This window comes from Stenotrophomonas sp. As-7 (assembly GCF_030291015.1).
Classification (GTDB): Bacteria; Pseudomonadota; Gammaproteobacteria; order Xanthomonadales; family Xanthomonadaceae; genus Stenotrophomonas; species Stenotrophomonas lactitubi.
Map to the genome: position 1 here is coordinate 2,398,783 of NZ_CP127405.1, position 22,794 is coordinate 2,421,576.

Annotated in this window: 16 protein-coding genes and 1 pseudogene; 3 read left to right on the forward strand and 14 right to left on the reverse strand. The window is 67.4% G+C overall.

Features of this window, described 5'->3' with window-relative positions; all coding sequences use genetic code 11:
• Positions 1-38 precede the first annotated feature (38 nt).
• Both QP457_RS11090 and QP457_RS11095 read left to right on the forward strand, forming a co-directional pair.
• Complete coding sequence (locus QP457_RS11090) at positions 39-239, forward strand: hypothetical protein (RefSeq protein ID WP_240196387.1); 201 nt, start codon at positions 39-41, stop codon at positions 237-239.
• Positions 240-621: 382 nt separating this feature from the next.
• Entirely contained in the window at positions 622-1,869 is a 1,248-nt protein-coding gene (locus tag QP457_RS11095; RefSeq protein ID WP_205404103.1) for an arsenic transporter, read from the forward strand.
• A 24-nt stretch (positions 1,870-1,893) separates the two neighbouring features.
• Here the strand turns inward: QP457_RS11095 and QP457_RS11100 are convergent, their stop codons facing one another.
• The 5 genes from QP457_RS11100 to QP457_RS11120 form a co-directional block, all read right to left on the reverse strand.
• Positions 1,894-3,333: a porin gene (locus QP457_RS11100; RefSeq protein ID WP_205404104.1), complete on the reverse strand. Its 1,440-nt coding sequence runs from the start codon at positions 3,331-3,333 to the stop codon at positions 1,894-1,896.
• A gap of 134 nt (positions 3,334-3,467) precedes the next feature.
• The gene (locus QP457_RS11105) at positions 3,468-4,244 is read right to left on the reverse strand and encodes an ABC transporter permease (RefSeq protein WP_032974771.1); all 777 of its coding nucleotides are present in this window, start codon (positions 4,242-4,244) and stop codon (positions 3,468-3,470) included.
• On the reverse strand, positions 4,228-5,061 hold the full coding sequence (locus QP457_RS11110) for an ABC transporter ATP-binding protein (RefSeq protein WP_165377137.1): 834 nt from the start codon (positions 5,059-5,061) through the stop codon (positions 4,228-4,230). Before QP457_RS11110 ends, QP457_RS11105 begins: the two co-directional genes overlap by 17 nt.
• A gap of 14 nt (positions 5,062-5,075) precedes the next feature.
• Positions 5,076-6,137 (reverse strand): ABC transporter substrate-binding protein, encoded by a 1,062-nt coding sequence (locus QP457_RS11115; protein ID WP_205404105.1) that lies wholly within the window; start codon positions 6,135-6,137, stop codon positions 5,076-5,078.
• Positions 6,138-6,212: 75 nt separating this feature from the next.
• On the reverse strand, positions 6,213-7,334 hold the full coding sequence (locus QP457_RS11120; RefSeq protein ID WP_205404106.1) for a 4-oxalomesaconate tautomerase: 1,122 nt from the start codon (positions 7,332-7,334) through the stop codon (positions 6,213-6,215).
• A 109-nt stretch (positions 7,335-7,443) separates the two neighbouring features.
• On the opposite strand from QP457_RS11120, the gene QP457_RS11125 reads away from it, so the two are divergent.
• Positions 7,444-8,346, forward strand: coding sequence for a LysR family transcriptional regulator (locus QP457_RS11125; RefSeq protein WP_099818458.1), 903 nt, complete (start codon positions 7,444-7,446; stop codon positions 8,344-8,346).
• A 7-nt stretch (positions 8,347-8,353) separates the two neighbouring features.
• Here QP457_RS11125 and QP457_RS11130 read toward each other — a convergent pair whose 3' ends face one another.
• The 9 genes and pseudogenes from QP457_RS11130 to QP457_RS11170 form a co-directional block, all read right to left on the reverse strand.
• Positions 8,354-9,703, reverse strand: a complete 1,350-nt coding sequence (locus QP457_RS11130) for a chloride channel protein (RefSeq protein ID WP_205404107.1) — start codon at positions 9,701-9,703, stop codon at positions 8,354-8,356.
• Positions 9,704-9,796: 93 nt separating this feature from the next.
• Entirely contained in the window at positions 9,797-10,849 is a 1,053-nt protein-coding gene (locus tag QP457_RS11135) for a sensor domain-containing diguanylate cyclase (RefSeq protein ID WP_205404108.1), read from the reverse strand.
• Between the two features lie 73 nt (positions 10,850-10,922).
• Positions 10,923-11,789, reverse strand: a complete 867-nt coding sequence (locus QP457_RS11140; protein ID WP_205404109.1) for an aldose epimerase — start codon at positions 11,787-11,789, stop codon at positions 10,923-10,925.
• The gene (locus tag QP457_RS11145; protein WP_338126683.1) at positions 11,779-12,795 is read right to left on the reverse strand and encodes a glycoside hydrolase family 43 protein; all 1,017 of its coding nucleotides are present in this window, start codon (positions 12,793-12,795) and stop codon (positions 11,779-11,781) included. Before QP457_RS11145 ends, QP457_RS11140 begins: the two co-directional genes overlap by 11 nt.
• A pseudogene (locus QP457_RS11150) lies at positions 12,772-14,241 on the reverse strand (MFS transporter); the annotation flags it as partial. The pseudogene QP457_RS11150 and the gene QP457_RS11145, both read right to left, overlap by 24 nt.
• Before the next feature lie 10 nt (positions 14,242-14,251).
• On the reverse strand, positions 14,252-16,921 hold the full coding sequence (locus tag QP457_RS11155) for a glycoside hydrolase family 3 C-terminal domain-containing protein (RefSeq protein ID WP_338126766.1): 2,670 nt from the start codon (positions 16,919-16,921) through the stop codon (positions 14,252-14,254).
• The gene (locus tag QP457_RS11160; RefSeq protein WP_205404112.1) at positions 16,921-18,612 is read right to left on the reverse strand and encodes a glycoside hydrolase family 43 protein; all 1,692 of its coding nucleotides are present in this window, start codon (positions 18,610-18,612) and stop codon (positions 16,921-16,923) included. Before QP457_RS11160 ends, QP457_RS11155 begins: the two co-directional genes overlap by 1 nt.
• Positions 18,612-20,591, reverse strand: a complete 1,980-nt coding sequence (locus tag QP457_RS11165; protein WP_205404113.1) for a sialate O-acetylesterase — start codon at positions 20,589-20,591, stop codon at positions 18,612-18,614. The genes QP457_RS11160 and QP457_RS11165 overlap by 1 nt, the downstream gene beginning before the upstream one ends.
• Complete coding sequence (locus tag QP457_RS11170) at positions 20,588-22,702, reverse strand: alpha-glucuronidase family glycosyl hydrolase (protein ID WP_205404114.1); 2,115 nt, start codon at positions 22,700-22,702, stop codon at positions 20,588-20,590. The genes QP457_RS11165 and QP457_RS11170 overlap by 4 nt, the downstream gene beginning before the upstream one ends.
• Between the last annotated feature and the right edge of the window lie 92 nt (positions 22,703-22,794).

A 22,794-nucleotide genomic window follows, 5' to 3' on the forward strand; every position in this document is an offset into this window, starting at 1 on the left:
GCCGGCGCCATGAGCCAACGTAATCGTGAACGCCCCGCTTGGGCACGGTCGTCAGCGAAAGTGCAGCGGGCTACGCGTGGTTCGAGAATGCACGCGAATTCCGCTTGACGCCTTGGCTCAATGATCCGATGGGCGATCGCCCGTCGCTTGCACCGTGCCTGCCCGATTCCTGGCCGTCACATGCTGGTGCACTGGTTGGCACAGGTGCGGCATCCGGCTCAGTTCTGGCCGCACTTTGAAAAACTGGCTGCGGAGATTCTGGACCAATGCGAGCACGCGGAAAGGGACCGGGCGCACGCGGGCATCCAGGCCATGACTCGAACGTCACGCGCTGGAGCTTCCGCCCTGGCACCAGCGTGATGACTGCCTGCCGCCGAGGAAGCCGGAAGCGTGATGAGTGGTGCTGTCGCAGCAGGGTTTCGCATCTGCAGGGCAGCCGCGCGCGACGCGATCATCACGGCGCCACTTGCATAACTCCGCAACCGGCCACCGGCCGGGAGCACCTGCCGAACTGGTGTGCAGCTGGCAGGGTATGATGCCGACTTTCTCGCACTTGCCGCGATGCAGCGCGCGCGTCGCTGTTGGCTACGCGCCGGTGCAGTTGAGACCCCCACTTACTCCATGCTCGCTCCCTATTCTCCCTTCATCATCTGGGCGGCCGTGGCCGTTGCCACCGTCGGCCTGCTGTTCCGGCCGTTCCGTATTCCGGAATACGTGTGGGCGCTGGGCGCGGCCGCACTGCTTCCGCTGCTCGGGGCGGTGTCGCTCGGCACGACCTGGCATGCGGTCGCCGAAGGGCGCGATGTCTACCTGTTCCTGATCGGCATGATGGTGCTGGCCGAGCTGGCGCGGCGCGAGGGCCTGTTCGACTGGCTGGCGCTGTATGCGGTGCGGCATGCCGGCGGTTCGGGGCGGCGCCTGTTCGATCTGGTGTTTCTGGTGGGCACGGTAGTAACGGTGTTCCTGTCCAACGATGCCACGGCGGTGGTGCTGACGCCTGCCGTCTATGCGGCATGCAAGGCGGCGCGCGCTAATCCCCTGCCCTATCTGTTCGTGTGCGCGTTCATCGCCAACGCGGCCAGCTTCGTGCTGCCCATTTCCAACCCGGCCAACCTGGTGGTGTACGGCAACCACATGCCCTCGCTGCTGCAGTGGCTGGCGCAGTTCGCGCTGCCCTCCTTGGCTGCGATCGGCGCCACCTATCTGGTGCTGCGCTGGGTGCATCGGCGTGAGATCGCACAGCCGCTGGCCGCCGCGCCCGAGCATCGCCCGCTTACCGAGGGTGGCCGGCTGAGTGCGCTGGGTGTGTTGTTCACCGGCACCGTGCTGCTGGTGACCTCCGCAATGAACGGCCCGCTGGGCCTGGCCACCTTCTGTGCAGGCGCACTGAGCGTCGCGGTGGTGGCGATCCGCCAGCGCCACAGCCCGCTGCCGCTGTTGCGCCACGTGTCGTGGGGCGTGCTGCCGCTGGTGGCCGGCCTGTTCGTGCTGGTTGAAGCAGTGTCGCAGACCGGTGTCATCCAGACGGCGGCCAGCAACCTGCAGGCGCTGGCGCAGACCTCGCCGCACCAGGCGGGCTGGCTGGCCGGCGCCTCGGCCGCACTGCTCAGCAACGTGGCCAACAATCTGCCGGTGGGTCTGGCGGCCGGCTCGCTGGGCCAGATGGCCGAGCTGCCGGCGCAGACGCGTGCGGCATTGCTGATCGGCGTGGACCTGGGCCCGAACCTGTCGGTGACCGGTTCGCTGGCCACCATGCTGTGGCTGGTGGCGCTGCGCCGCGAAGGCGAGCATGTCAGCGCGCTCGACTTCCTGCGGGTCGGCGCGCTGGTGATGCCGCCCGCGCTGATCGGGGCGTTGCTGCTGCTCTGATCAGGGCGCGGGCGCAGTGCTGGCCTAGAACGCCACCTGCAGGCGGGTGTTGAAGGTGGTGCCTTCGTCCTTTCCCGGCCCGGTGCCGCTGCGGTTGTTCGTCTGCCAGCCGATGGCCTCGAACATCACGCGGCTGAAATCGTTGAGGTACCAGTTCGTGCCGAGCGTCCACGCGTGGCCGGTACCGCCGCTGGGCAGTTCGGCGTAATCCACGTCTTCATAGCGTGCCTTCAGCTCCCATGCGCCCCTGCCGCCGCGCGTGACCGGGTCGGCCACCTTCACCCGGCCCCAGGTGCCGGCCTTGCCCGAATAGGCCGGCGTGGCGCCGGCCAGGAACCAGCCAGCCGAGAGGGCCCAGGCCTGGTGGTCGAGGTCGTAGCGACCGCTGGCATCGGCGCCACGCAGGTTGCGGGTGCCCCATTCGCCGGTCGCCCAGGCCGGGCCGAAGAAGCCCGCCAGCTCTGCGCCATAGCCGGTGCTGCGCTCGGCGCCCAGCAGCGTGCCCGGGGTGATCTTGACCAGATCGTTGAAGTGCCCGGCGATGGCCGAGCTGCGCACCACGCTGCTGGCGCCGGCGGCGATCTCCTCGTGGAAGGCCCATGCGCCCAGATGCACCGTCGCGGTGGAGCTCTCGATGGGGTTCCAGTGCACGCGCGTGGCCCAGGTCTGGCTGTCGTTGTCGGTGCCGGCGTTGTTGAGGTCATTGCCCGCCACCGAAAGGCTGGCGTGCCAGCCCTTGCCGTACACGCGCTCGGTAAGGCCGACACCGAACAGCCCGCGCTGCGGCAGCATCAAGGTGCCCACCACGTTGCGGTCCTGGAAGGGTGTGTTGGAGGTGCTGCTGGAGCCGTCGATGCCGCGATCGTTCAGGCGGTTGCCGACGGTGAGGTCGGCAGGCAGGCCGAACAGGTGGTGATCGACGGTGGCATAGACCGATTTCCAGGCCACGTCGTTGTCGGCGAAATCGCCCTCCACGGCCCAGCCGAGGATGCCGTAACGGCCTTCGGCACCCAGGCGCACCGAACGGATTTCGGTGCCGGACAGGTTGCGGTCGCTCACCGCGGAGCCGTCAGTACTGGAGGCATCAACAAACAGGCGCCCGCGCGGCCGGAAGGTGACGTTGCCGTCGGCGCTGCTGAACTCCGGCGCCCCCTTCGACCAGGACACTTTGGGCTGTTTGGACTGTCCCGATTCCAGCGCGGCAACCCGGGTTTCCAGCGAGGGCGCGGGCGTTGCCGTTTCCGGTGATGGGGCTGCAGTGCCCTGCCCGCCCTCGACAGCGCGCAGGCGCGCCTCCAGCTGCTGGATCTGCACGGACTGTTGCTGCACCAGTTGCGAGAGCTGGGCTTGGCTCAGTGGTGCAGGCGGTGATGACGTGGACTGGGCGCCGGCATGGCCACTGGCCAACAGCAGGCCAAGCGCGACCGACAGCGCTGCCGGCGGCAGCACGGTGGAATGGTTCATGGTCTCTCTCTCCGGCCAGCCGGCCCCCTGGCCGGGCGCTGGCCTGTTGCGGTGGTGCGGGGGAAGATCGGGGAAGGAGGCGCGCGCCGCCGGATCAACCCGGCGGCGCGGCAAGCGGGCTCAGGCGGCCGCGCTCAGCTGGTGGCCTGCGTCTGCGCGTTCGGGCGCCAGGTGATCAGCTTGTTCTCGACCACATCCAGCAATGCGTCGATGACCAGCACGAAAGCGGCCAGGATGATGATGCCGGCGAACACGCCCACGGCATTGAAGTTGCCCTCGGCCTGGGCGATCAGGTAGCCCAGCCCTGCCGAGGCACCGAGGTACTCGCCGATGATCGCGCCGACCACGGCGAAACCGACCGAGGTACGCAGCGAGGACAGGATCCAGCTGGCCGCCGCCGGGAAGTACACGTGGCGCAGCAGGTCGCTGCGGCCTGCGCCGAGGATGCGGGCATTGGCCAGCACCACCGGGTTCACTTCGCGCACGCCCTGCATGGCGTTGAAGAAGGTGGTGAAGAACACCAGCGTGACCGCCAGCGCCACCTTCGACCACAGCCCCAGGCCCAGCCACAACACGAAGATCGGCGCCAGCACCACGCGCGGAATCGCATTGAAGCCCTTGATGAAGGGATCGAGGATGCGTGCCGAACGGCGGCTCAGACCGAGCCACACGCCGCCTGCCACGCCCAGCCCGGTGCCGATGATGTAGCCCAGCGCGGTTTCGGTCAGGGTGATGTAGACGTGCTGGTAGAACGAGGTATCGGACAGCCAGGTCCAGGCCTGCTGCACGATTGCCGTTGGCGAGGGGAAGAAGAACGGATCGATCACGCCCAGCGCGATGCCGCCTTCCCAGCCGCCGAACACGGCGACCACCAGGGCCAGCTGGATGAATTTGTCAGTCTTGGCGTGCATAGCTCTTCTCCACTTCGCCGCGCAGGCAGGCCCAGATGTCGCGGTACAGGTCGGTGAATCGTTCGTCCAGCTTGATTTCGGCCACGTTGCGCGGCCGCTCCAGGTCCACGTCGAAGCTGCGCACGACGCGGCTGGCCGGGCCGGAGGACAGCACCACCACGCGGTCACCCAGCGCGATCGCCTCTTCCAGGTCGTGGGTGATGAGGATCACCGAGCGGCGATCCTCCTGCCACAGCCGCAGCAGTTCGTTCTGCATCAGGTGGCGGGTGTGGATGTCCAGCGCCGAGAACGGCTCGTCCATCAGGATCACCTTCGGCTCGACGATCAACGCCTGCGCCATCTGCACGCGCTTGCGCTGGCCGCCGGACAGCTGGTGCGGGTAGCGGTGCTCGAAGCCCGTCAGGCCGACCTTGGCCAGCCAGGCATTGGCCTTGGCCTTGCGCTCGGCTTCAGGCACGCCTCGGAAGCGCAGGCCCAGTTCGACGTTCTGGTAGGCGGTCTTCCACGGCAGCAGTGCATCCTGCTGGAACAGATAGCCGACCGATTCCTGCACGCCGCTGACCTTGCGGCCATCGATGGCGACGTCGCCGGACGACGGGGTCAGCAGGCCCGCCACGGAATTGAGGATGGTGCTCTTGCCGCAGCCGGTGGGGCCGACGATGGCGAGGAACTCGCCGTCGCCCACCTGGATGTCGACATCGCGCACGGCGGTGAATTCGCCGAAGGACATGGTCACCTTGTTGATGGCGACCATGGTCTGTGCAGGCTCCAGCTGCGGCGCGCCGTTGAGCTGGCGCACGGTGGCATTGAGGGCCATGGGGTTACCTCCGCTTAACGTTGGGCAGCCGGCGCCGCAGCGTGGGCACGCTCGACGAAGGCATTGGTGTAGGTCCTGGACAGATCGATGTTGGCCTTGGCCACGTCCGTGTTGAATTCGCGCAGCACCTTCAGCGGTGTTTCCAGGTCGGCCGCGGTGAAGTGGCCATCGGTGGTGAAGATCGCGCGGGCGTTCTCCACGGCCCGGGCATAGGTGGCGCGGTCGCCGGAGACATAGCTGTCAGGCAGGGCCGCGACGATGTCCTCGGCGCTGTTGTCGGCGATGAACTTCAGCGCCATCTGCTCGGCACGGGCGATCTTTTCGGCCGCTTCCGGGCGTTTGTCCAGGAAGCTCTGGTTGGCGTACATCACCGAGGTCGGGTACAGGCCGCCATAGACCTGGCGTGCGCCGTCATCACTGCGTGCGTCGAGGATGATCTTGCCGACCTTGCGTTCGGTGATCAGGGTGGCGGCAGGATCGTAATTCACCAGCAGGTCGATCTTGCCCTGCTCCAGCGCGGCGACCGCAGCGGCACCGGACCCCACGCCGATCAGCGAGATGCTGTCGACCGGGATGTCATGCTGGGCCAGGAAATGCCGCACGAAGAAGTCCGATGAGGAGCCCGGTGCGGTGATGCCGACCTTCTGGCCCTTGATGGTCTGCGGGCGCGCCGGATCGAACGTGGCGTCTTCGCGGCCGGCCATCACCAGGCCGGAATTGCGCGAGAGCAGCACGAAGGCGACCACGTCCTTGCCCTTGGCCTGCATCTGGATGGTGTGGTCGTAGAAGCCGACGGCCACGTCGGTGGAGTTGGCAACCAGCGCCTGCAGTACCTTGGAGCCACCCTGGGCGAAGTTCTCGGTCTTCACGTCCAGGCCGACGTCCTTGAAGTAGCCCTTGGCGTCGGCGATGAAGAACGGCAGGTTGTTGAGATTGTAGGAACCGACGCTGATGCGCACCGGGGCATTGTCGCCGCCGCGCGCGCCGCCACCGGCGGCCGTGGCGTCCGGCTTGCTGCATCCGGCCGCGGCCAGGCCGACCGCGCACAGCGCGGCCATGAAGAACTGCTTGTACATCATCCCTCCCAGGAGTGAAGCATCTACGTTGTGGTGGCGGGCAAGCACGGCTGTGCCGGCCCGACCGGTTTCAGATCATGCCGCTGACGTCCATTGGCGGGCTTGATTGACACTGGCCCTGGCGGGCGCGGGCGAGGTGGCGAACACGCGACCTTCAAACAGACGACGTGCGGTGCGCACCACGCTGGCGACCACCGGCGCGTCGTCCGAGCTGCGACTGAGGCCCACCTCCAGGGCCCCACTCGGATGTTCGAGGGTAATGCTGCCGGGCAGCGGCAGGCACCCGACCAAAGTGTGGGCCAGCGTGCCCGGGGTGACGGCGGCGGTCGCGATGCCCACCGCACCGGTGATGGCCAGCGCGGTGTGACACTGGTGCGGCATGAAATAGCGCACCTGCAGCTGGCCGCCGTGTTGCGGTGCAGACAGCAGCACCGGCTTGGGAATGACCTTGTTGCCGGCGTCGGCGATGCCCATGCGGGCACCGGCCTCGATACGCAGCGCCTCCAGCCGCGCCATGAACGCAGCATCCGCGTTCAGTTCGGCAGGTGAGGCATCGCCGTGTACGCCCAGGTCTTCGGCCTGCACCAGCATCAGCGGCATCGCGCAGTCGACCAGGCTGACCGGCACGCCGTCGATGGTTTCCCGGGCATGGCCGCTGGGCAGCAGCTTGCCGGTGCGTGCGCCGGCCGCGTCCAGGAAGGACAGCCGCACCGGCGAGGCCGAGCCCGGCGCGCCGGCAATGCGCGTATCCCCCCGGTAGACCACGTTGCCGCCCGGCGTTTCCACCGTGGCGATGATCAGCTTGCCGGTGTTGACGTTGTGCACGCGCACTTCGGTCTGCGGGTCCTGTGCCTGTACCAGCCCGCGCTCGATCGCATACGGGCCCACGGCCGCCAGCATGTTGCCGCAGTTGGGCGAGGTATCGACCACCTGCTGCTCCACCCGCACTTGGGCGAACAGATAGTCCACGTCAGCATCGGGGCGGCTGGAGCGGTCGATGATGGCCACTTTGCTGGTCAGTGCGTTGCCGCCGCCGATGCCGTCGATCTGCAGCGGGTGGCCCGAACCCATCACCTCCAGCAGCAGGCGGTCACGCTCGGCGATATCAGCCGGCAGATCGCTGGCCAGGAAGAACGGGCCCTTGGAGGTGCCGCCGCGCATGAGCACGCAGGGAATGCTGAGCAGATCGTTGGACATACGTGTGATAGATTGATGCGTATAGGGGATGAATGACCCCTCTGTGATTCGATACTGGCATGACCCCAATTGATCTGTGAATTGCTGATTTTTGGATGATTGATACCTTATGAGCATCAATTGCGAAATTCTGGATCTGCGCGCGTTCCTGCTGGTGTCGGAAACCCGCAGCTTCCATCGCGCTGCCGAGATCCTGCATGTCTCCCAGCCGGCGTTGAGCCGACGCATCCAGAAGCTTGAGCAGGCGGTGGGCTCGCCGCTGCTGGAGCGCACCACGCGCAGCGTCAGCACCACGGCCGTGGGCGAGAACCTGCTGCCGCTGGTGCGGCGCATGCTGGAAGAATTCGATGGGTCGCTGTTCTCACTGCGCGGCCGCGAAGACACCCGCGGCGCTACCGTGACCATCGCCTGCCTGCCTACGGCGGCGTTCTACTTCCTGCCCAGCGTGATGGCGCGCTTCCACGAGGCGCATCCGAACGTGCGCTTCCGCATCCTGGATATCCCGGCCACCGAAGGCCTGCAGGCGGTGGAGCGCGGCGAAGTCGAATTCGGTATCAACTTCATGGGCGCCAACGACCCCAACCTCGATTTCGACGTGCTGGCCGAGGATCCGTTCGTGCTGGCGTGCCGGCGCGATCATCCGCTGGCCCGCAAGCGCACGGTGGAATGGGCCGACCTGGCCGAGCACCAGCTGATCACCGTGCATCGCACCAGTGGCAATCGCACGCTGCTGGACGGCGCATTGGCGCGCGAGAACCTCAAGCTGAGCTGGCATTACGAAGTGACCCACCTGTCCACCTCGCTGGGCATGGTCGAGGCCGGCATCGGGGTATCGGTGCTGCCGAAAATGGCGACCCCCGACGGCGATCATCCGACGCTGGTGACGCGTTCAATCGGCAACCCGGTGGTGTCGCGCACCATCGGTATCGTGCGCCGTCGCGGTGCCCTGCTCTCGCCCACCGCAGAGCGGTTCCTGCAGATGCTGATGAGCCAGTGGCGCGCGCAGACCTGAGTGCGGCTTAGTCCGCAGGGCGTGTTCCCGCTGTGGCTGTGGTGCCGCCAGCAACGGCGCTGTTGGCCAGCAACTGTTCGGCCAGGCCGCGGTAGATCGGCACACGGCAGACCATGCCGGACACGCCCCGGGCAATCAGCACGGTGGCCAGGATCGGCAGCAGCAGATCGCCGCTGTCGGTCAGCTCCAGCGAGATCACTGCCGAGGTCAGTGGCGCCTGGGTCACGCCGGTCAGGTAGGCGCACATGCCCAGCAGCACGAACGCCTTCGGGTCCACTGCCGGCATCAGTACGGCGAGGTTGTGCCCCAGCCCTGCCCCCACCGCAAGCGCTGGTGAGAACAGCCCGCCGGGGATGCCCGCCACGTAGGACGCCAGGTTGGCGAGCAGCTTCATCAGGCCGAACTCGTGACCGACGATTGCCTGGCCCTGCACCAGACTGCGCGCCTGCTCATAACCGGTACCAAACGCGCCATTGCCGAACAGCAGCGCAAGCACCACCACGATCAACCCGCAGGCCGCGGCCAGTGCCACCGGATGGTCACGCTTGAGCCGGCCCAGCCAGCGCGGATGACCGGACATGGTCAGCAGTACGACCCGCGCGAACAGTCCGCCCAGCAGGCCGGCAACCACGCCACACAGCACAATGGCGCCCCACGCCTGGCCCAGGGGCAGCAACGCCGAGACGTGGCCGAAGTAGGTGTAGTTGCCCAGCAGGCCCAGGGACACCACGCCGCCCACGATGACGGCCGTGAGCAGGGTGCCCGAGAAGCGGTGCTCGAACCGCCCGCTCAACTCTTCGATGGCGAACACGATGCCCGCCAACGGCGTATTGAAGGCCGCAGCGATGCCGGCCGCGCCCCCTGCCAGCAGGAAGTGCGACAGCTCGCGGGGATCCTTGAACCCGAACCAGCGCCCGAACAGGTACATCAGGCTGGCACCGACGTGCACGGTGGGGCCTTCGCGGCCAACCGATGCGCCGCCAAGCAGGGACAGCGAGGTCAGCAGCAGTTTGCCCGCCGAAACCGCAGGCGAGAGGTTGACCTGCCGGAATTCCGGGTCCGGCTGTTCCAGCGATGCGATGACCTGCGGAATGCCGCTGCCACGGGTTGGCCTCAACGCACCGGCGGTCAGCCAGGCCAGCAGCGCGAAGATGCCCGGCGTGAGCAGCAACGCCCACCAAGGGGAATGGGCAATGACACGCTGGAAGACATGGAAGGCGGCATCGCTGGCCTTGGCGAACACGATGGCAACCAGTGCCACGGCCACCGCGCCGCTCCACAATGCCGCGCGCCGGCGCCATCCTTCGGTCAGCACCATCGCTGACAGGCGTGCGCGGAGAGGTTGAAGATCGAACATCGGTTGATTCTGTGAGCGCCGATGGGCCCAGGGAAGTGGCGAGTGTGGCGGTTGGCGCTGCGGTATCCGGTGAAATGGCAGGCCCGGTGCAGATCACTCGGCGTAACGTGCCGTGTTCTTGCCGTGCCGTTTGGCGTGATACAGGGCCTTGTCCGCCTTCGCCAGCCAGTCCTCTGCGGTGCCGGTGCCCGCGGCTGCGGCGATACCGATACTGACGCTGAAGCCGATATCGGCGGACTCAGGAGTTCGCGGCTCCTGCAGATGCTGCCTGATCTGCCCGGCCACGTGCATGGCCTCCGCCGGCGTCCGCTGGCCCAACAGGACGGCGAACTCATCGCCCCCCAACCGCGCCGGCATGTCGCCCGGCCGAGCCAAGTGGCGCAGCACGGCCGCGATGTGGCGAAGCACTTCATCGCCGGCGCGATGGCCGTGCGAATCATTGATCTGCTTGAAATCATCGACATCGAGCATCAGCAGGCAGGCATCGCCGCCCTGATGCGGCCGCTTTTCCAGCACCTGCTGGGCGCGCTGGATCAGGAAGCCGCGGTTGGCCAGTTCGACCAATGGATCCATCCGGCTCAGCCGCTGCAGCTGGCGATTCTGTGATTTCACCCGCCGCGCCAGTCGCCAGCTCAGCACGCTCAGACCGATGCCATAGACGAACAGGAAAGGCAGGCTGAGGACAATCGTGCGCTGCGAGGTGACCGGCTGAAACGGCAAGCCCAGGGCGAGCCAGGCGATCACGAATCCGGCCACCAATGCCAGGGTCGCCCGCGTTGCCAGGCGGATACCGCCGGCGGCGATCTTGTCGGCCACCAGCAGCGCGGCAAACAACGCACTCGGCACGGTACTGAGGGCCATGAAGGCGATCCACGCGCCTCCGAGCAGGGAGTCGACGATCATGCAGCGGAACTGCACTGCGGCAGGCGCGCGCGCGCGGCGTGTCAGCACCAGCGCCACTGCAGGCCATGCGACGGCATTGAGCAGCAGCAGTACCCATGCCGACGCATCCGCCTGACGCTCCAGGATGATCGAGGCAATCGGAAGCGCCCCCAACCCATTTCCCACGAACCGCATCCAGCCGATGCGCCGTGCAGCGCCGACGCCCTCGACCGCGACTTCCGTTGAATCAGTGAAGAACGGCATTGCCGGCTCTCCCGATCATCTCCCCTGCCATGCGCCCAGACATCCGTTTGCCTGCGAGTCTGGCATCTGCACGTCAACAACAGGTCAATGGCCGGTGCTTGCCACCGGTGTCGATCTCCCAGCGCAACTCGAAGGTCAGCTGCAGCCGTTGTCCCGGCTGCAACCTGGTGGGGGCAAGCGTGAACCCATCCGGCGGGCCGGTCTGTGGCTCCACGCAGGTGGCGTGCGCGGCGCCGTCATAGACCACCCAGTGATCGGTGTCGGCGCTCAGTCGCAGCCGCTGGCCAGCGGAAACCAGCGTGACCTCGCGATGGTTGATGAAGCAGTCGTCCCAAGGGCCTTGCGCCGGATCCACGCAGGGCAGGACGGCGATGCCCTCTCCGTCGCGGGGGTACATCGCGGCTGGCGCGAACAGCAACCGGTCCGGCTTGCGGAACCACGGGTGCCAGCCGAGCACGGCCGGCATCGGCGTGTCGCCTGCCTGTACGGCCAGGCGCAGTTGCAGGCAGTCGGGCTGCACGTGGATGTGCTGCGATGCCCTGCCCCCGAAGGGCCAATGGCCATCCTCGGGAAGGTCCAACGACAGCGATGCGCCGTCCGATTCAAGGCGGTTGATGCGCCAGGGCCGTGAGAAGCCAACGCCATGGATGGCGTGCACGCCAAAGTTCACCGGCAGCTGATAGCACCTGCCGTCGACGCTGAAGCGTCCCTGCCGGATGCGCCCGGCCCAGGGGACCATTGGATAGCACCCCCAGCCGATGGCGGCCGCCTCCTGCTGTTCGCCGATCAGCCATTCCACACCGTCGAAACGGATCCGGGCGATGCGACCACCGGCTTCCGGTGCCACTGCCACTTCCAGGCTGCCGGCCCGCAACCAGTGCAGCGGACCGGCAGGCATCGCGGCCTGCGCATCATCCTGCGGAGATGTCTCAGGCGCCATAGGGATCGATGGTCCGGATGCTGCCGTCTGCTTCCATGTGCAGCGGCGTGCACTTGACCGAACGCAGGTGGGTGACCCCGCCAGACAACAGTGCGTCGTGGTAGAACAGGTACCACTGCCCCCGGAACGCACAGATGGAGTGATGGGTGGTCCAGCCCACCACGGGCGTGAGGATCACGCCGCGATAGGTGTACGGCCCGTACGGGCTGTCGCTGGTGGCATAGCACAGCAGATGCGTATCGCCGGTGGAGTACGACAGGTAATACCGGCCCTGGTATCTGTGCAGCCACGGCCCTTCGAAAAATCGACGTGCGTGGTCATCGGCACGCAGCGGCTGTCCGTGCCCGTCCAGGATGACGATTTCGCGCGTGGCTTCGGCCAACCGGGTCATGCTCGCGTCCAGTCGCGCGATACGCGGGCCCAGTGCCGGCACGTCGCCGGCAGGTTCCTCATGCGCCGGGTCGTAGCGGTTGTCCCGGTACTTCTGCAGCTGGCCACCCCAGATGCCACCGAAACAGAGGTAGTGCGTGCCGTCGTCGTCCTCGAACACGGCCGGGTCGATCGAGTACGCGCCCTCGATGGGCTCGGGCTCGGCGGTGAAGGGGCCTTCCGGCCGATCCGCCGCCGCAACGCCAATGCGGAACATGCCGTCGGCATCCTTGGCCGGGAAGTACAGGTAGTAGCGGCCATCGCGGCAGGCGGCGTCCGGCGCCCACATCTGCCGGCTGGCCCATGGCACGTCGCGCACGTGCAGCGCCACGCCGCAGTCGCTGGCCTCGCTGTCGGGCGTGTCCATCCGCAGCACATGGTAGTCCTGCATGCCGAAGTGCCCGCCCTCATCGTCGAAGGGCGCGCCGCTGTCGATGTCGTGCGACGGATAGATGTACAGCCGCCCCTCGAATACGTGCGCCGAAGGGTCGGCGGTGTAGATGTGCGTTACCAGTGGTTGCGAGATGGCGTGTGCTGCCAGCTGGTCCAGACTGCTGCCCTGTCGCCGCGACTGCAGGTCCTGCTCGATGCGGGTTTCCATGCGCTTGTTGATCTCGTAGAGGAAAAGCAGCGCTACTGCAGCCAGGAACGGCAGTGAGCAGTACACGCTCACCGTCAGGCGGATGCCGTCCACCACGGCCTGCGGCTGCTGCGGGGCGCCTGCCTGATAGCCATGATGGGCGAGGATGCCGGCAACCAGCGCACCACCGATGCTGAGCCCGATCTTCAGGCCACACAGCATTGCCGAGAAGACGATCGCGGTGGCACGGCGGTGGTTCTTCCATTCGGAATAGTCGGCGACGTCGGCGATCATCGCCCACAGCAGCGGGATGGTGATGCCGTAGCAGAACCCGTGCAGCATGAAGGCAGCGAAAGCCACGGCAACCGCCGTGGGCGGAAAGAAATAGAACGCCAGCAGGAACACGGTGGACACCAACAGTGCACCACCAAAGACATCACGCTTGCCGAACCGGTCGGCCAGGCGGCGCGATACGCCGATGCCCAGGATCATGCAGACGATGCCGCAGGCGTTGAACAGGCTGAATGCTGACGTTGCCGGGTCCTTCGGCCAGGCGAACCCGGACAGGCCCATGCCGTTGAGCGCCGCGTTGACGGCAGCGATGAAGCGGTTGAACCCGGAGCTGTCGAGAAAACCCGCCAGGGCGGCTTCGCTCATGTAGTACTGGAAGTAGTAGACGTAGGTGCCGCCCTTCAGGGACAGGTTGATGAAAACCAGGATGGTGAGGGCCAGCATCACCTTCCAAGGACGGTTGCGCAGCAGATCGGACAGGTCCTGCAGCACGCCGGCGGTCTGTTCCTTCGCCGGTACGATGCGCTCGCGCGTGGTGGCGAAGGTGATCAGGAAGAACACCGTTCCCACTGCCGCGAACACGGTCATGACCCGCTCGAAGCCCAGCACGCGGTCGCCGTCGCCGAGGATCAACACCAGCGGCAACAGCAGCACCTGGATGATGAACTGCGCGACCATCACCGCCACGAAGCGGTAGGCCGACAGGCTGTTGCGCTGGGCCATGCTGCCGGTGAGCACGCCGCTGAGCGCCGAATACGGCAGGTTGTTGGCCGCATACACGAGCATCAGCAGGCCGTAGGTGGTCACGGCGTAGATGATCTTGCCGCGCGGCGCCAGGTCGGGGGTGCTGAAGGCAAGCAGCGATAGCGCCCCGAATGGAAGTGCGGTCCACAGGATCCACGGCCGGAACTTGCCCCACCGGCTGGCCGTCCGGTCGGCGGCGATGCCGATCAATGGAGTGAACACGAACGCCCCGAGCACGCCGATCACGAAGATGATCGTTGCGGCCGTGGCCGGCGGCAGCCGGAACACATCGGTGTAGAAGAACGCGAGGTACGTGATCAGCGTCTGGAAGATCAGGTTCGCCGCGAGGTCGCCCAGGCTGTAGCCGAGCTTCTCCCGGATGGACAGCGTGTGCTCGGTGCTTTCCATGCGACGTGCATCAGTCACGGTTGGCCTCCACGCGGAACCCGCCCTTCGCACGGATGTCGGCGCTGGAGCTTCCCACCCTCACTTCATACGCACCCGCCGGCACCGCATAGCCGCCGCGCGCTTCGTCATACTGGCGCAGGTCCTGCTGTGCCTGCAGATCGAACGCTACGGTGCGCCGCTCGCCGGCGGCCAGGTGGACGCGCTGGAAGCCGCGCAATGTCTGGCGTGCGTCGCCGGGACCCGCCTCCAGCCGTCGTACATACAGCTGCACCACTTCGTCGCCGGCACGCTTGCCGGTGTTGGCTATCTCGACCTGCACCCTGAGCTTGCCGTCGTGGGTGATGCGCGGCGAATCAAGCTGCAGCTTGCCGTAGTCGAACCGGGTATAGGACAGCCCATGACCGAACGGATACAGCGGCGTGCCGCGGAAGTAGCGGTAGGTGCGGCCTTCCATCGTGTAGTCGTCGAACGCGGGCAATGTGTCATCCGCCCTGTAGAAGGTCACCGGCAGGCGCCCGCCGGGATTGACTTCGCCGAACAGCGCCTGGCCGACGGCGGTGCCGCCGCGCTGCCCGGGATACCAGCTCATCAGGATGGCGGACAGATTCTGCTGCGCCCACTCCACCGCCATCGCCGAGCCACCAGTGAGCACCATCACCACCGGCTTGCCAGTGGCGTGCAGCGCTTCCAGCAGCGTGCGCTGTGGCGCGGGCAGGCGCAGGTCGGTACGGTCCCCGCCGGCGAAGCCCGGGTAGTTGACCTTCATTTCTTCGCCTTCGACATCGCCGGTGAGGCCGCCCACGAACACCACCACGTCGGCGTTGCGCGCGGCCTCCAGCGCCGCTTCGAACGGCGGCTTGGCACCGGGCATGCGCCACCCCAGGCGGACACCAGCGTCGCGCTCGTCGTCGAAGTACTCAAGCCTCAGGTCATAGGCGCGGCCGGCCTGCAGGTCCAGGTCCACGCCATCGCCGCGCAGGCGATCGCTGTTGGCCCAGTGGTCGAGCACCCGCTTGCCGTCCACGTAGAGGCGGAAGCCGTCGTCGGCGGCCGCCTCGATCCGGTAGCGCCCCGAGACGGGCGGCAGCAGCTGGCCACTCCAGCGGATGCTGAAACCATCGCTGGGGATGCCCTGCCCCGGCGCGGCTTCACCACGGGCCAGCAGGTTGTCGGTGGGAGAGCCCCGGTCCCAGCGGAATCCGATCTGGGCATCAGTGCGCACCAGCGCCGGCGTGCCGGAAAGATCAGCGGTACGGAAGTACTCGCCACGCAGGCCGCGCTCCGGGGAATCGGCCGAGGGTCGCAGGTAGGTCGCTTCGATCAAGGGCGTGGCGCTGGGATCGTCGCGCCCTTCAACCAGGTCCGCGCCGCGTGCGTAGCTCACCTCGATGCCCTTGGCGGCATCGCGGATGCCCTGCAGCAGGGTGACCGGCGCGGCTGGGGTGCCGAAGTAGTTGCCCAGCAGTGCCATGGTGTCATCGGCGGTGGGGCCGATCACGGCGATGCGCTTGAGGGTGCGCGACAGCGGCAGCACGCCATCGTTCTTCAGCAATACCAGCGATTCCTGGGCGGCCTTCAGGGCCAGCGCATCATGCGCCGGGGCCTGGTTGACCGACGCGGGAATCCGCGCCCAGCGCACGCGCTCGGGCGGGTCGAACATGCCCAGCCGCATCCGCGCGGCGAACAGGCGGGTCACCGCATCGTCGATCTCCGCCTCGCTGATCAGGCCCTGCCGTACGGCGGCTGGCAGCGTGGCGTATTCCTGGCCGCACTCCAGTTCGGTGCCGTTCCTGACCGCCAATGCGGCTGCTGCTTCGCGGCTGGGAACGATCCGGTGATGCTTCCAGATGTCGACGATGGCCCAGCAGTCGGATACCACGTAGCCCTTGAAGCCCCAATCGCGGCGCAGCACATCGCGCAGAAGGAAGCGGCTGGCGCTGGCGGACTCGCCATACACCCGGTTGTAGGCCCCCATCACCGCGTCCACCTGCCCCTCCTTCACCAGCGCCTCGAACGCCGGCAGGTAGGTGTCATACAGGTCGCGTTTGCTGGGGCGGGCATCGAAGTGGTGGCGATCAGCTTCGGGGCCGCTGTGCACGGCCAGGTGCTTGGCGGTGGCGTCGAGCTTGCGGTACACAGGGTCGTCACCCTGCAGGCCGTGCACGAAGGCCACGCCCATGCGGGCGGTGAGGTACGGGTCCTCGCCGTAGGTTTCCTGGCCCCGGCCCCATCGCGGGTCACGGAAGATGTTGATGTTCGGCGACCAGTAGGTCAGTCCTTGGTAGCGGCCATGCGAGCCTTCGCGGAGGAACTGGTGATGCTTGGCACGGGCCTCGTCGCTGATGGTGCTGGCAACCTGCCCCATCAGCGGCACATCGAACGTGGCCGCCAGGCCGATGGCCTGCGGAAACACGGTGGCCTGCCCTGCCCGCGCCACGCCATGCAGGCCCTCGTTCCACCAGTCGTAGGCAGGAACGCCGAGGCGCTCGATTGCGGGCGCGGCGTTCTGCATCTGCGCTGCCTTCTCCTCCAGGGTCATCCGTGCGACCAGGGCGGCGGCGCGGGTTTCAACGCTGGCCGAGGTGTCGAGCCAGGGCGCAGGCCCGGTAGCGTGACCGGTCGTTGCCAGCGCGATGGCAGCGCACAGGGCCAGCGTGCGGAAGATGGGAGTGCGCGTCATCATTTGCTCCTCAGGGCACGCTCGTCGCGCGCAAATGGTCCCAGCAGGGCGCCGACGAAGCCGCCTGCACGATCCGTACTCAATACCGTTCCGTCCACGTCATCGGCCAATGTCTGCCAGCCACGCCCGTCGCCGCTGTCGAAGGCGAACGCATAGCGGCCTTCGTCACCGGCGATCTTCAGGCGCAGCGAGCCGGATGCCATCGCCTCACGGGTTGCCAGGGTGCGGGTAGCACCGCTGCCGTCGCGCGCTTCGAGGAAGACCGCCACGTGGTCACCGCCGACGCTGCGGACACCCAGGAAGTACCAGTGCGTCTCGTTCTGGAAAGCTGCCAGGCCGGCGGCCACGCCCGCTGCCGGGCGGGTCATATCGGTACTGGCCTCGAAGCGCAGGTGCTGCTGGCGTCGGCCGAGGAACGCCGGGTTGCGCAGTGTGTCCAGGTTCTCCGCCAGCGGATGCACGGCCAACGCCCCCGGCCGCTCGCGCAGGTCTGCCCACGGCTGCCTGGGGATGCGCACGCGCAGCCAGCCGCTGCCGAGTGTCGGCGCATCGAATTCATCGCGCTCGGTGAAATTGCCGGTGGACGGCGCCTGTGACGCCTCGCCCTGCATCCACGAGGGCGCTCTGGCCGCATACGGAATGGCCTGGTTGGCCGGCAGGATCACCGGCCAGCCGTCCTGCCACTGCACCGGCAGCAGATAGGTCTCCCGCCCGGTGTTGTAGTGGCGGATGTCGTAGTTGCGGCTGGCAAGGAACACCGCCCACCAGGAGCCGTCCGGACCCTCCACCAGATCGGCATGCCCGGCATTGGTGATCGGCAGTGGCCTGCCATCGGGCAGGTCGCGCTGGGTGAGAATCGGATTGCCCGCATAAGGCACGTAAGGCCCCCACACCTCGCGGCTGCGCAGCACCACCTGCGAGTGCTGCGGGCCGGTGCCGCCTTCCGCATCGGAGAGGTAGTACCAGCCATCGCGCCTGTAGAGGTGCGGCCCCTCGATCCAGATCGGGTTCCTGGCCGGCTCCACCCCGCCGTCGATCAACACCCTGCGCGGTCCCACCGGGGTGAAACGCTCCAGATCGATCTGCTGCATCCAGATGGCACGGTGGCCCTCGTAGCGTGGTGTGCCGGGCGGTACATCGTTGTTGAGCAGATACACGGTGCCGTCATTGTCGAAGAACAACGACGGATCGATGCCGTCGATGCCGGGCAGCCAGTGCGGATCGGACCAGGGGCCGGCGGGATCGCGCGCGGTCGCGATGAAGTTGCCGCCGCTGTCGACCGCCGTGGTGACCACGTAGAACATGCCATCGTGGTAACTGATGGCCGGTGCGAAGATGCCGCGCGACACGCCCAGGCCGTCGAAGTCCAGCTGCGACGGTCGGTCGATCACGTTGCCGATCTGCTTCCAGTGCACCAGGTCCACGCTTTCGAAAACCGGGATGCCCGGGAAGTAGGTGAAGCTGGAATTGACCAGATAGAAGCGCCCGTTTGCGGCGACGACGCTGGGGTCGGCATGGAACCCTGCAAGAATGGGGTTGCGATAGTGTCCGGCCGGCAACGGCGCATCGAATGCCGCGTCGCGACCGCGGTACTCGAACCAGTCGAAGTAGACCGGCGGCACAGGCGCCGCTGCCCACGCCTGCGGCAGGAATGAAGACAACACGAGCAGTGAGGCCAGCAGCAGGCGCATCAGGGAACCTCCGCAGGAGAAATGGAAAGCTCGAAGGGACCGGCGGGCGCGCCGCTGCTGTCGTGCAGGGTGCACACCGGGCCATCGGCCCAGCAGTAGCGCACGCGGGCGGCGGAACCGGCCTCGGCGCTGCGCAGCACGACGTCGTGACCGTCCAGCACCGCGTCGGCGTAGTGGCAGTGGTGCGCATCGGCGTCGCACAGCTCGAAGCCGATGGGACCGTTCGCGCCGGTCGTGACCAGAGCGCCGGCCACGTCGTCGAACGCGATGCGTACACCGGCCCGCGTGGCCGATGCCTGGCGCGCTATCGGGCCGGACGGCGCTACGCCGCGCTCGCTGTAGACCACATGACGCGCTGCCCGCGCCAGCCGCCGGCCCAGTTCCTGCTTATTCGGCGGGTGGATGTCGTAGGCATCGCCGATGTCGATGGCCACCGCCAGCCCGGTGCGCGGGTCTTCCACCGCAGCGAGCCGCTGCGCTTCGCGCACCTGCGCCCAGCCACTTTCAACCGGCGCCACGGCAGGCTGGCCATAGCCGGCCAGTTGCACCAGCAGCAGCGGCGTGTGCGCGCCGAACCGTCTCCGCCAGTCGTCACGCAGGCTGCGCAGGCGTGCGAGGTATGCCATTGCGTCGCCGGTATTGGATTCACCCTGGTACCACAGCACGCCGCGCAGGCCATAGGCGCCCAGTGGCGAAATCATGCCGTTGTACAGCGTCGACAGTCCTGTAGCGGCATGCCACGGTGCCAGCGGCGGCGCCTGTACACCGGGCGCCATCCGATACTGCCAGCGCGCATCCAGCGCGATGCGCGTACCGTCATCCAGGCGGATGGCGTGCGCACTTGCGGGCCCTGCAAGCCCACCCTCACCGTAGGTGTCCAGGACATTGATCACCACCGTATTGGCACCGGCCTTCAGCAACCCGGGCGGCAGCGCATACGTCCGCCGCTCACCCGCGCCGTACTGGCTGCCCACGGCGACGCCGTTCACCCAGGTCATGTCCGTCTCGTCGACGGGACCCAGCTCAAGCCAAGCGTGCTTGCCGGCCTGCGCGGCCGTCAGGGTCACCTGGGTGCGGTACCAGACCATGCCGTTGTAGCCGGCCAGCGCCGGCACACCCCAGCGCTCCCACGCGCCGAGCGTGGCCGGTGCGCGTTGCCATCCGCTGCTGTCGGTGCCGGGCTGCCAGGGCGTATCGGCGGCGGCACCTTCGCGTGTTGTCCACCAGTGTTGCCAGTGCTGGCCCCAGCGGGTGTTTGCCGCTGCGGGATCGCGGGCAGACAAGGCGAGCACGTCCAGTGCTGGCCCCATGCCGCCCTGCATGCGCAGGGCATCGGTGCTGGTCCAGGCCTCGATGCGCGAACCGCCCCACGCCGCCTGGATCAAGCCCATGGGGACATCGACCGTCTTCTGCAGTTCGCGCGCAAAGTAGAGGCACGCAGCGGAAAAGTCGCGCACCGTGTCCGGCGCCGCCGTATGCCATGCCACAGACGCCGGAAAATCACTCTGTGGTGAAACCGCCGCCGCCTTCGGTACGGTGAACAGGCGGATCTTCGGTTGCGTGGCGCTGGCGATCTCGCTGTCTGCGTCCAGCGTGCGCCGCACCGGCAGTTCCATGTTCGACTGCCCGGAACACAACCAGACGTCGCCGATCTGCACGTCGTGCACGATCTGGGTTGCGTCCCCCGCACGCACCGACATTGCATGGGGGCCGCCGGCGGCCATGGACGGCAGCGTTGCCTGCCAGCGGCCGTCGGCCGCCGCGTGGGTGCTGACCGTCCGCCCTGCAACGGTCACCGAAACCGTGGCACCTGGCGCGGCCCGGCCCCATACCGGAACCGGCTGCTCACGCTGCAGCACGGCGTGATCCTGGAACAGTGGATGCAGCAGCGCCATCCCTGGTTCCTGCGCCGCTGCATTCGTGGCACAGCCGCCCATGGCGACCACCAGCATCCAGCCCACCCACGACGTCGGCTTCATCGCCCATCTCCCGGTGCGGACGGAAACTGCAACGCCTGGTACCAGGCCAGCGGATGCGGCGGCGCGGCTTCGCCTGCGGGCAACGGCCTGCCGCTCACCGACTGGAAGTACGCCACGCTGGCATCGCGCCACCACTGTGCTTCGCGCAGCTGGATACGCAGGAAGGCCGCGACCTGCGCATGCCGTTGTGCATCCACCCTGCCCTGCAGCCCTGCCCAGGTGCACTGCATGCCCTGCACCTGCCGTACCCCCTGCGAGTAGCGCGCGACCAGCTCGTCCCACAGCGTCCGCCCCGAGGCCATGCGGTGGTCCCACGGCACGTGGTGGAACCACAGCAGCAGCGGCGCTGGAACCCGCGCCAGGTCGCCATACTGCTCAGCCACGTCGGGGGAATACTGGGCCACGGCATTGCTGCCGCCTGCGGTGCGGTCGAAGCCGATGCCGCTGTGATCCGCACGGTGGTAGTACACCGACGTCCAGTCCGCGCGTGGGCCGCCATCGACCCACGGACCCGGACCATGGTGGTGTCCCCGCGCCATCAGATGGTGCAGGCCCAACGGGGTCATGTAGTTCACCGCGGCCTCGCGCGAGGCCATCATCATGCCGACGATGGGCTGCACCACGCCGGGATCGGCCGAGAAGGTCAGCGCCGCCCAATCTGCCGCGATGTCCCCGGCCGATTGCCGCGGATCCCACGCAAGGCGCCCGAAGGCGTACCAGTTGGCCTGGTCGAAATGCGATCCACTCCAGGTGCGATCGGTGCCGATGTTGGCGACGCCGGCCATGCCGGCCAGGGCTTGCGCCACGGTGGAGCCTTTGCCGCGTGCGCGGGTGTCGGCCCGCAGCACTTCCTCGTACAGCGGCCCCAGGTAAACCAGATGCGTGGCGAAGCCCAGGTATTCCTTGGTGATCTGCACTTCCATCATCAGTGGCGTGCGCGGCATGGCCCCGAACAGCGGATGGAACGGCTCACGCGGCTGGAAGTCGATGGGCCCGTTCTTCACCTGCAGGACCACGTTCGGGCGGAAGGCGCCGTCCAGGCCGACAAATTCGCTGTAGGCCTGCGTGGCCCGGTCGGCGGGAACGTCGTGCGCATAGACGAAGGCGCGCCACATCACCACGCCGCCGTGCGGGGCCAGTGCATCGGCCAGCAGGCTGGCGCCGTCGGCGTGCGAGCGGCCATAGTCCTGCGGGCCGGGCTGCCCTTCGGAATTGGCTTTCACCAGGAAGCCGCCGAAATCGGGAATGCGTGCGTAGATCTCGGCGGCCTTGTCCCGCCACCAGCGCTGCACGCCCGGGTCGAGCGGATCTGCGGTGTCGAGCCCGCCCAGCTCGATGGGTGCGTTGAAGCGCGTGCTCAGGTAGACGCGGATGCCGTACGGCCGGAACAGATCCGCCAGTGTTGCCGCTTTGTCGAGATACTGCGGCGCAAGACTCTGTGCGTTTGCATTCACGTTGTTGAGCACGGTGCCGTTGATGCCTACGGATGCATTGGCGCGTGCGTAGTCGGTGTAGCGCGGGTCGCGCCACTCCGGCAGCGTCTGCCAGTCCCACAGTGACTGGCCTGCATAGCCGCGCTCCACATACCCGTCGAGGTTGTCCCAATGGTTGAGCACGCGCAGCCGAAGCCGTGGCGATTGACGCACATCGAGGGCATCGATCCTCGCGCCCGTCTGCAGCAGCCGCAGCAGATGGAACACGCCATACAGCACGCCGATATCCCGTGATGCGGCGACCAGCAGCACATCGCGCTCGCCCACCCGTGTGCGCTTGAGCAGGTAGCCCTCCTCGCCCAGTGACTGCAACTGCGCCCGCAACGGTGCGATCAACGCTGACGACTGCGGGGTACCCAGCACCAGCGCGGGACCGATGGCCGCCGTACCCGGTGCCTGCGGATCGCTGCCGAGCAGTCCGCCGAGTCCACGCTCCAGCTCATCGCGCGCGGCGCGCTGCGTGGCCGTCTGATCAGGGGCCACCACCTGCCCCAGGCGGGTGCGGTAGTGGGCAGCGAGCGTCGGCTCGAGCGGGGCGTAACGCATCCACAGCGCGTAGCCATCCTCTGCGCGCGCGTTGCCCATGCAGGCCAGCAACGCCAGCACGCTGGCGAACATCCAATGACACCGCTCGCCATCGAAACGGAACCGCAGGGGGGCCAGCAAACCTTGTAAGCTCGGCGCGTGCGCTGGATGCAGCAGCGTCACAA

Excerpts from the sequence above, each read along its gene's own strand:
- QP457_RS11095 (WP_205404103.1), top strand. The coding sequence starts at position 622 with ATGCTCGCTCCCTATTCTCCCTTCATCATCTGGGCGGCCGTGGCCGTT.
- QP457_RS11100 (WP_205404104.1), bottom strand. The coding sequence starts at position 3,333 with ATGAACCATTCCACCGTGCTGCCGCCGGCAGCGCTGTCGGTCGCGCTT.
- QP457_RS11105 (WP_032974771.1), bottom strand. The coding sequence starts at position 4,244 with ATGCACGCCAAGACTGACAAATTCATCCAGCTGGCCCTGGTGGTCGCC.
- QP457_RS11110 (WP_165377137.1), bottom strand. The coding sequence starts at position 5,061 with ATGGCCCTCAATGCCACCGTGCGCCAGCTCAACGGCGCGCCGCAGCTG.
- QP457_RS11115 (WP_205404105.1), bottom strand. The coding sequence starts at position 6,137 with ATGTACAAGCAGTTCTTCATGGCCGCGCTGTGCGCGGTCGGCCTGGCC.
- QP457_RS11120 (WP_205404106.1), bottom strand. The coding sequence starts at position 7,334 with ATGTCCAACGATCTGCTCAGCATTCCCTGCGTGCTCATGCGCGGCGGC.
- QP457_RS11125 (WP_099818458.1), top strand. The coding sequence starts at position 7,444 with ATGAGCATCAATTGCGAAATTCTGGATCTGCGCGCGTTCCTGCTGGTG.
- QP457_RS11130 (WP_205404107.1), bottom strand. The coding sequence starts at position 9,703 with ATGTTCGATCTTCAACCTCTCCGCGCACGCCTGTCAGCGATGGTGCTG.
- QP457_RS11135 (WP_205404108.1), bottom strand. The coding sequence starts at position 10,849 with ATGCCGTTCTTCACTGATTCAACGGAAGTCGCGGTCGAGGGCGTCGGC.
- QP457_RS11140 (WP_205404109.1), bottom strand. The coding sequence starts at position 11,789 with ATGGCGCCTGAGACATCTCCGCAGGATGATGCGCAGGCCGCGATGCCT.
- QP457_RS11155 (WP_338126766.1), bottom strand. The coding sequence starts at position 16,921 with ATGACGCGCACTCCCATCTTCCGCACGCTGGCCCTGTGCGCTGCCATC.
- QP457_RS11160 (WP_205404112.1), bottom strand. The coding sequence starts at position 18,612 with ATGCGCCTGCTGCTGGCCTCACTGCTCGTGTTGTCTTCATTCCTGCCG.
- QP457_RS11165 (WP_205404113.1), bottom strand. The coding sequence starts at position 20,591 with ATGAAGCCGACGTCGTGGGTGGGCTGGATGCTGGTGGTCGCCATGGGC.
- QP457_RS11170 (WP_205404114.1), bottom strand. The coding sequence starts at position 22,702 with ATGTTCGCCAGCGTGCTGGCGTTGCTGGCCTGCATGGGCAACGCGCGC.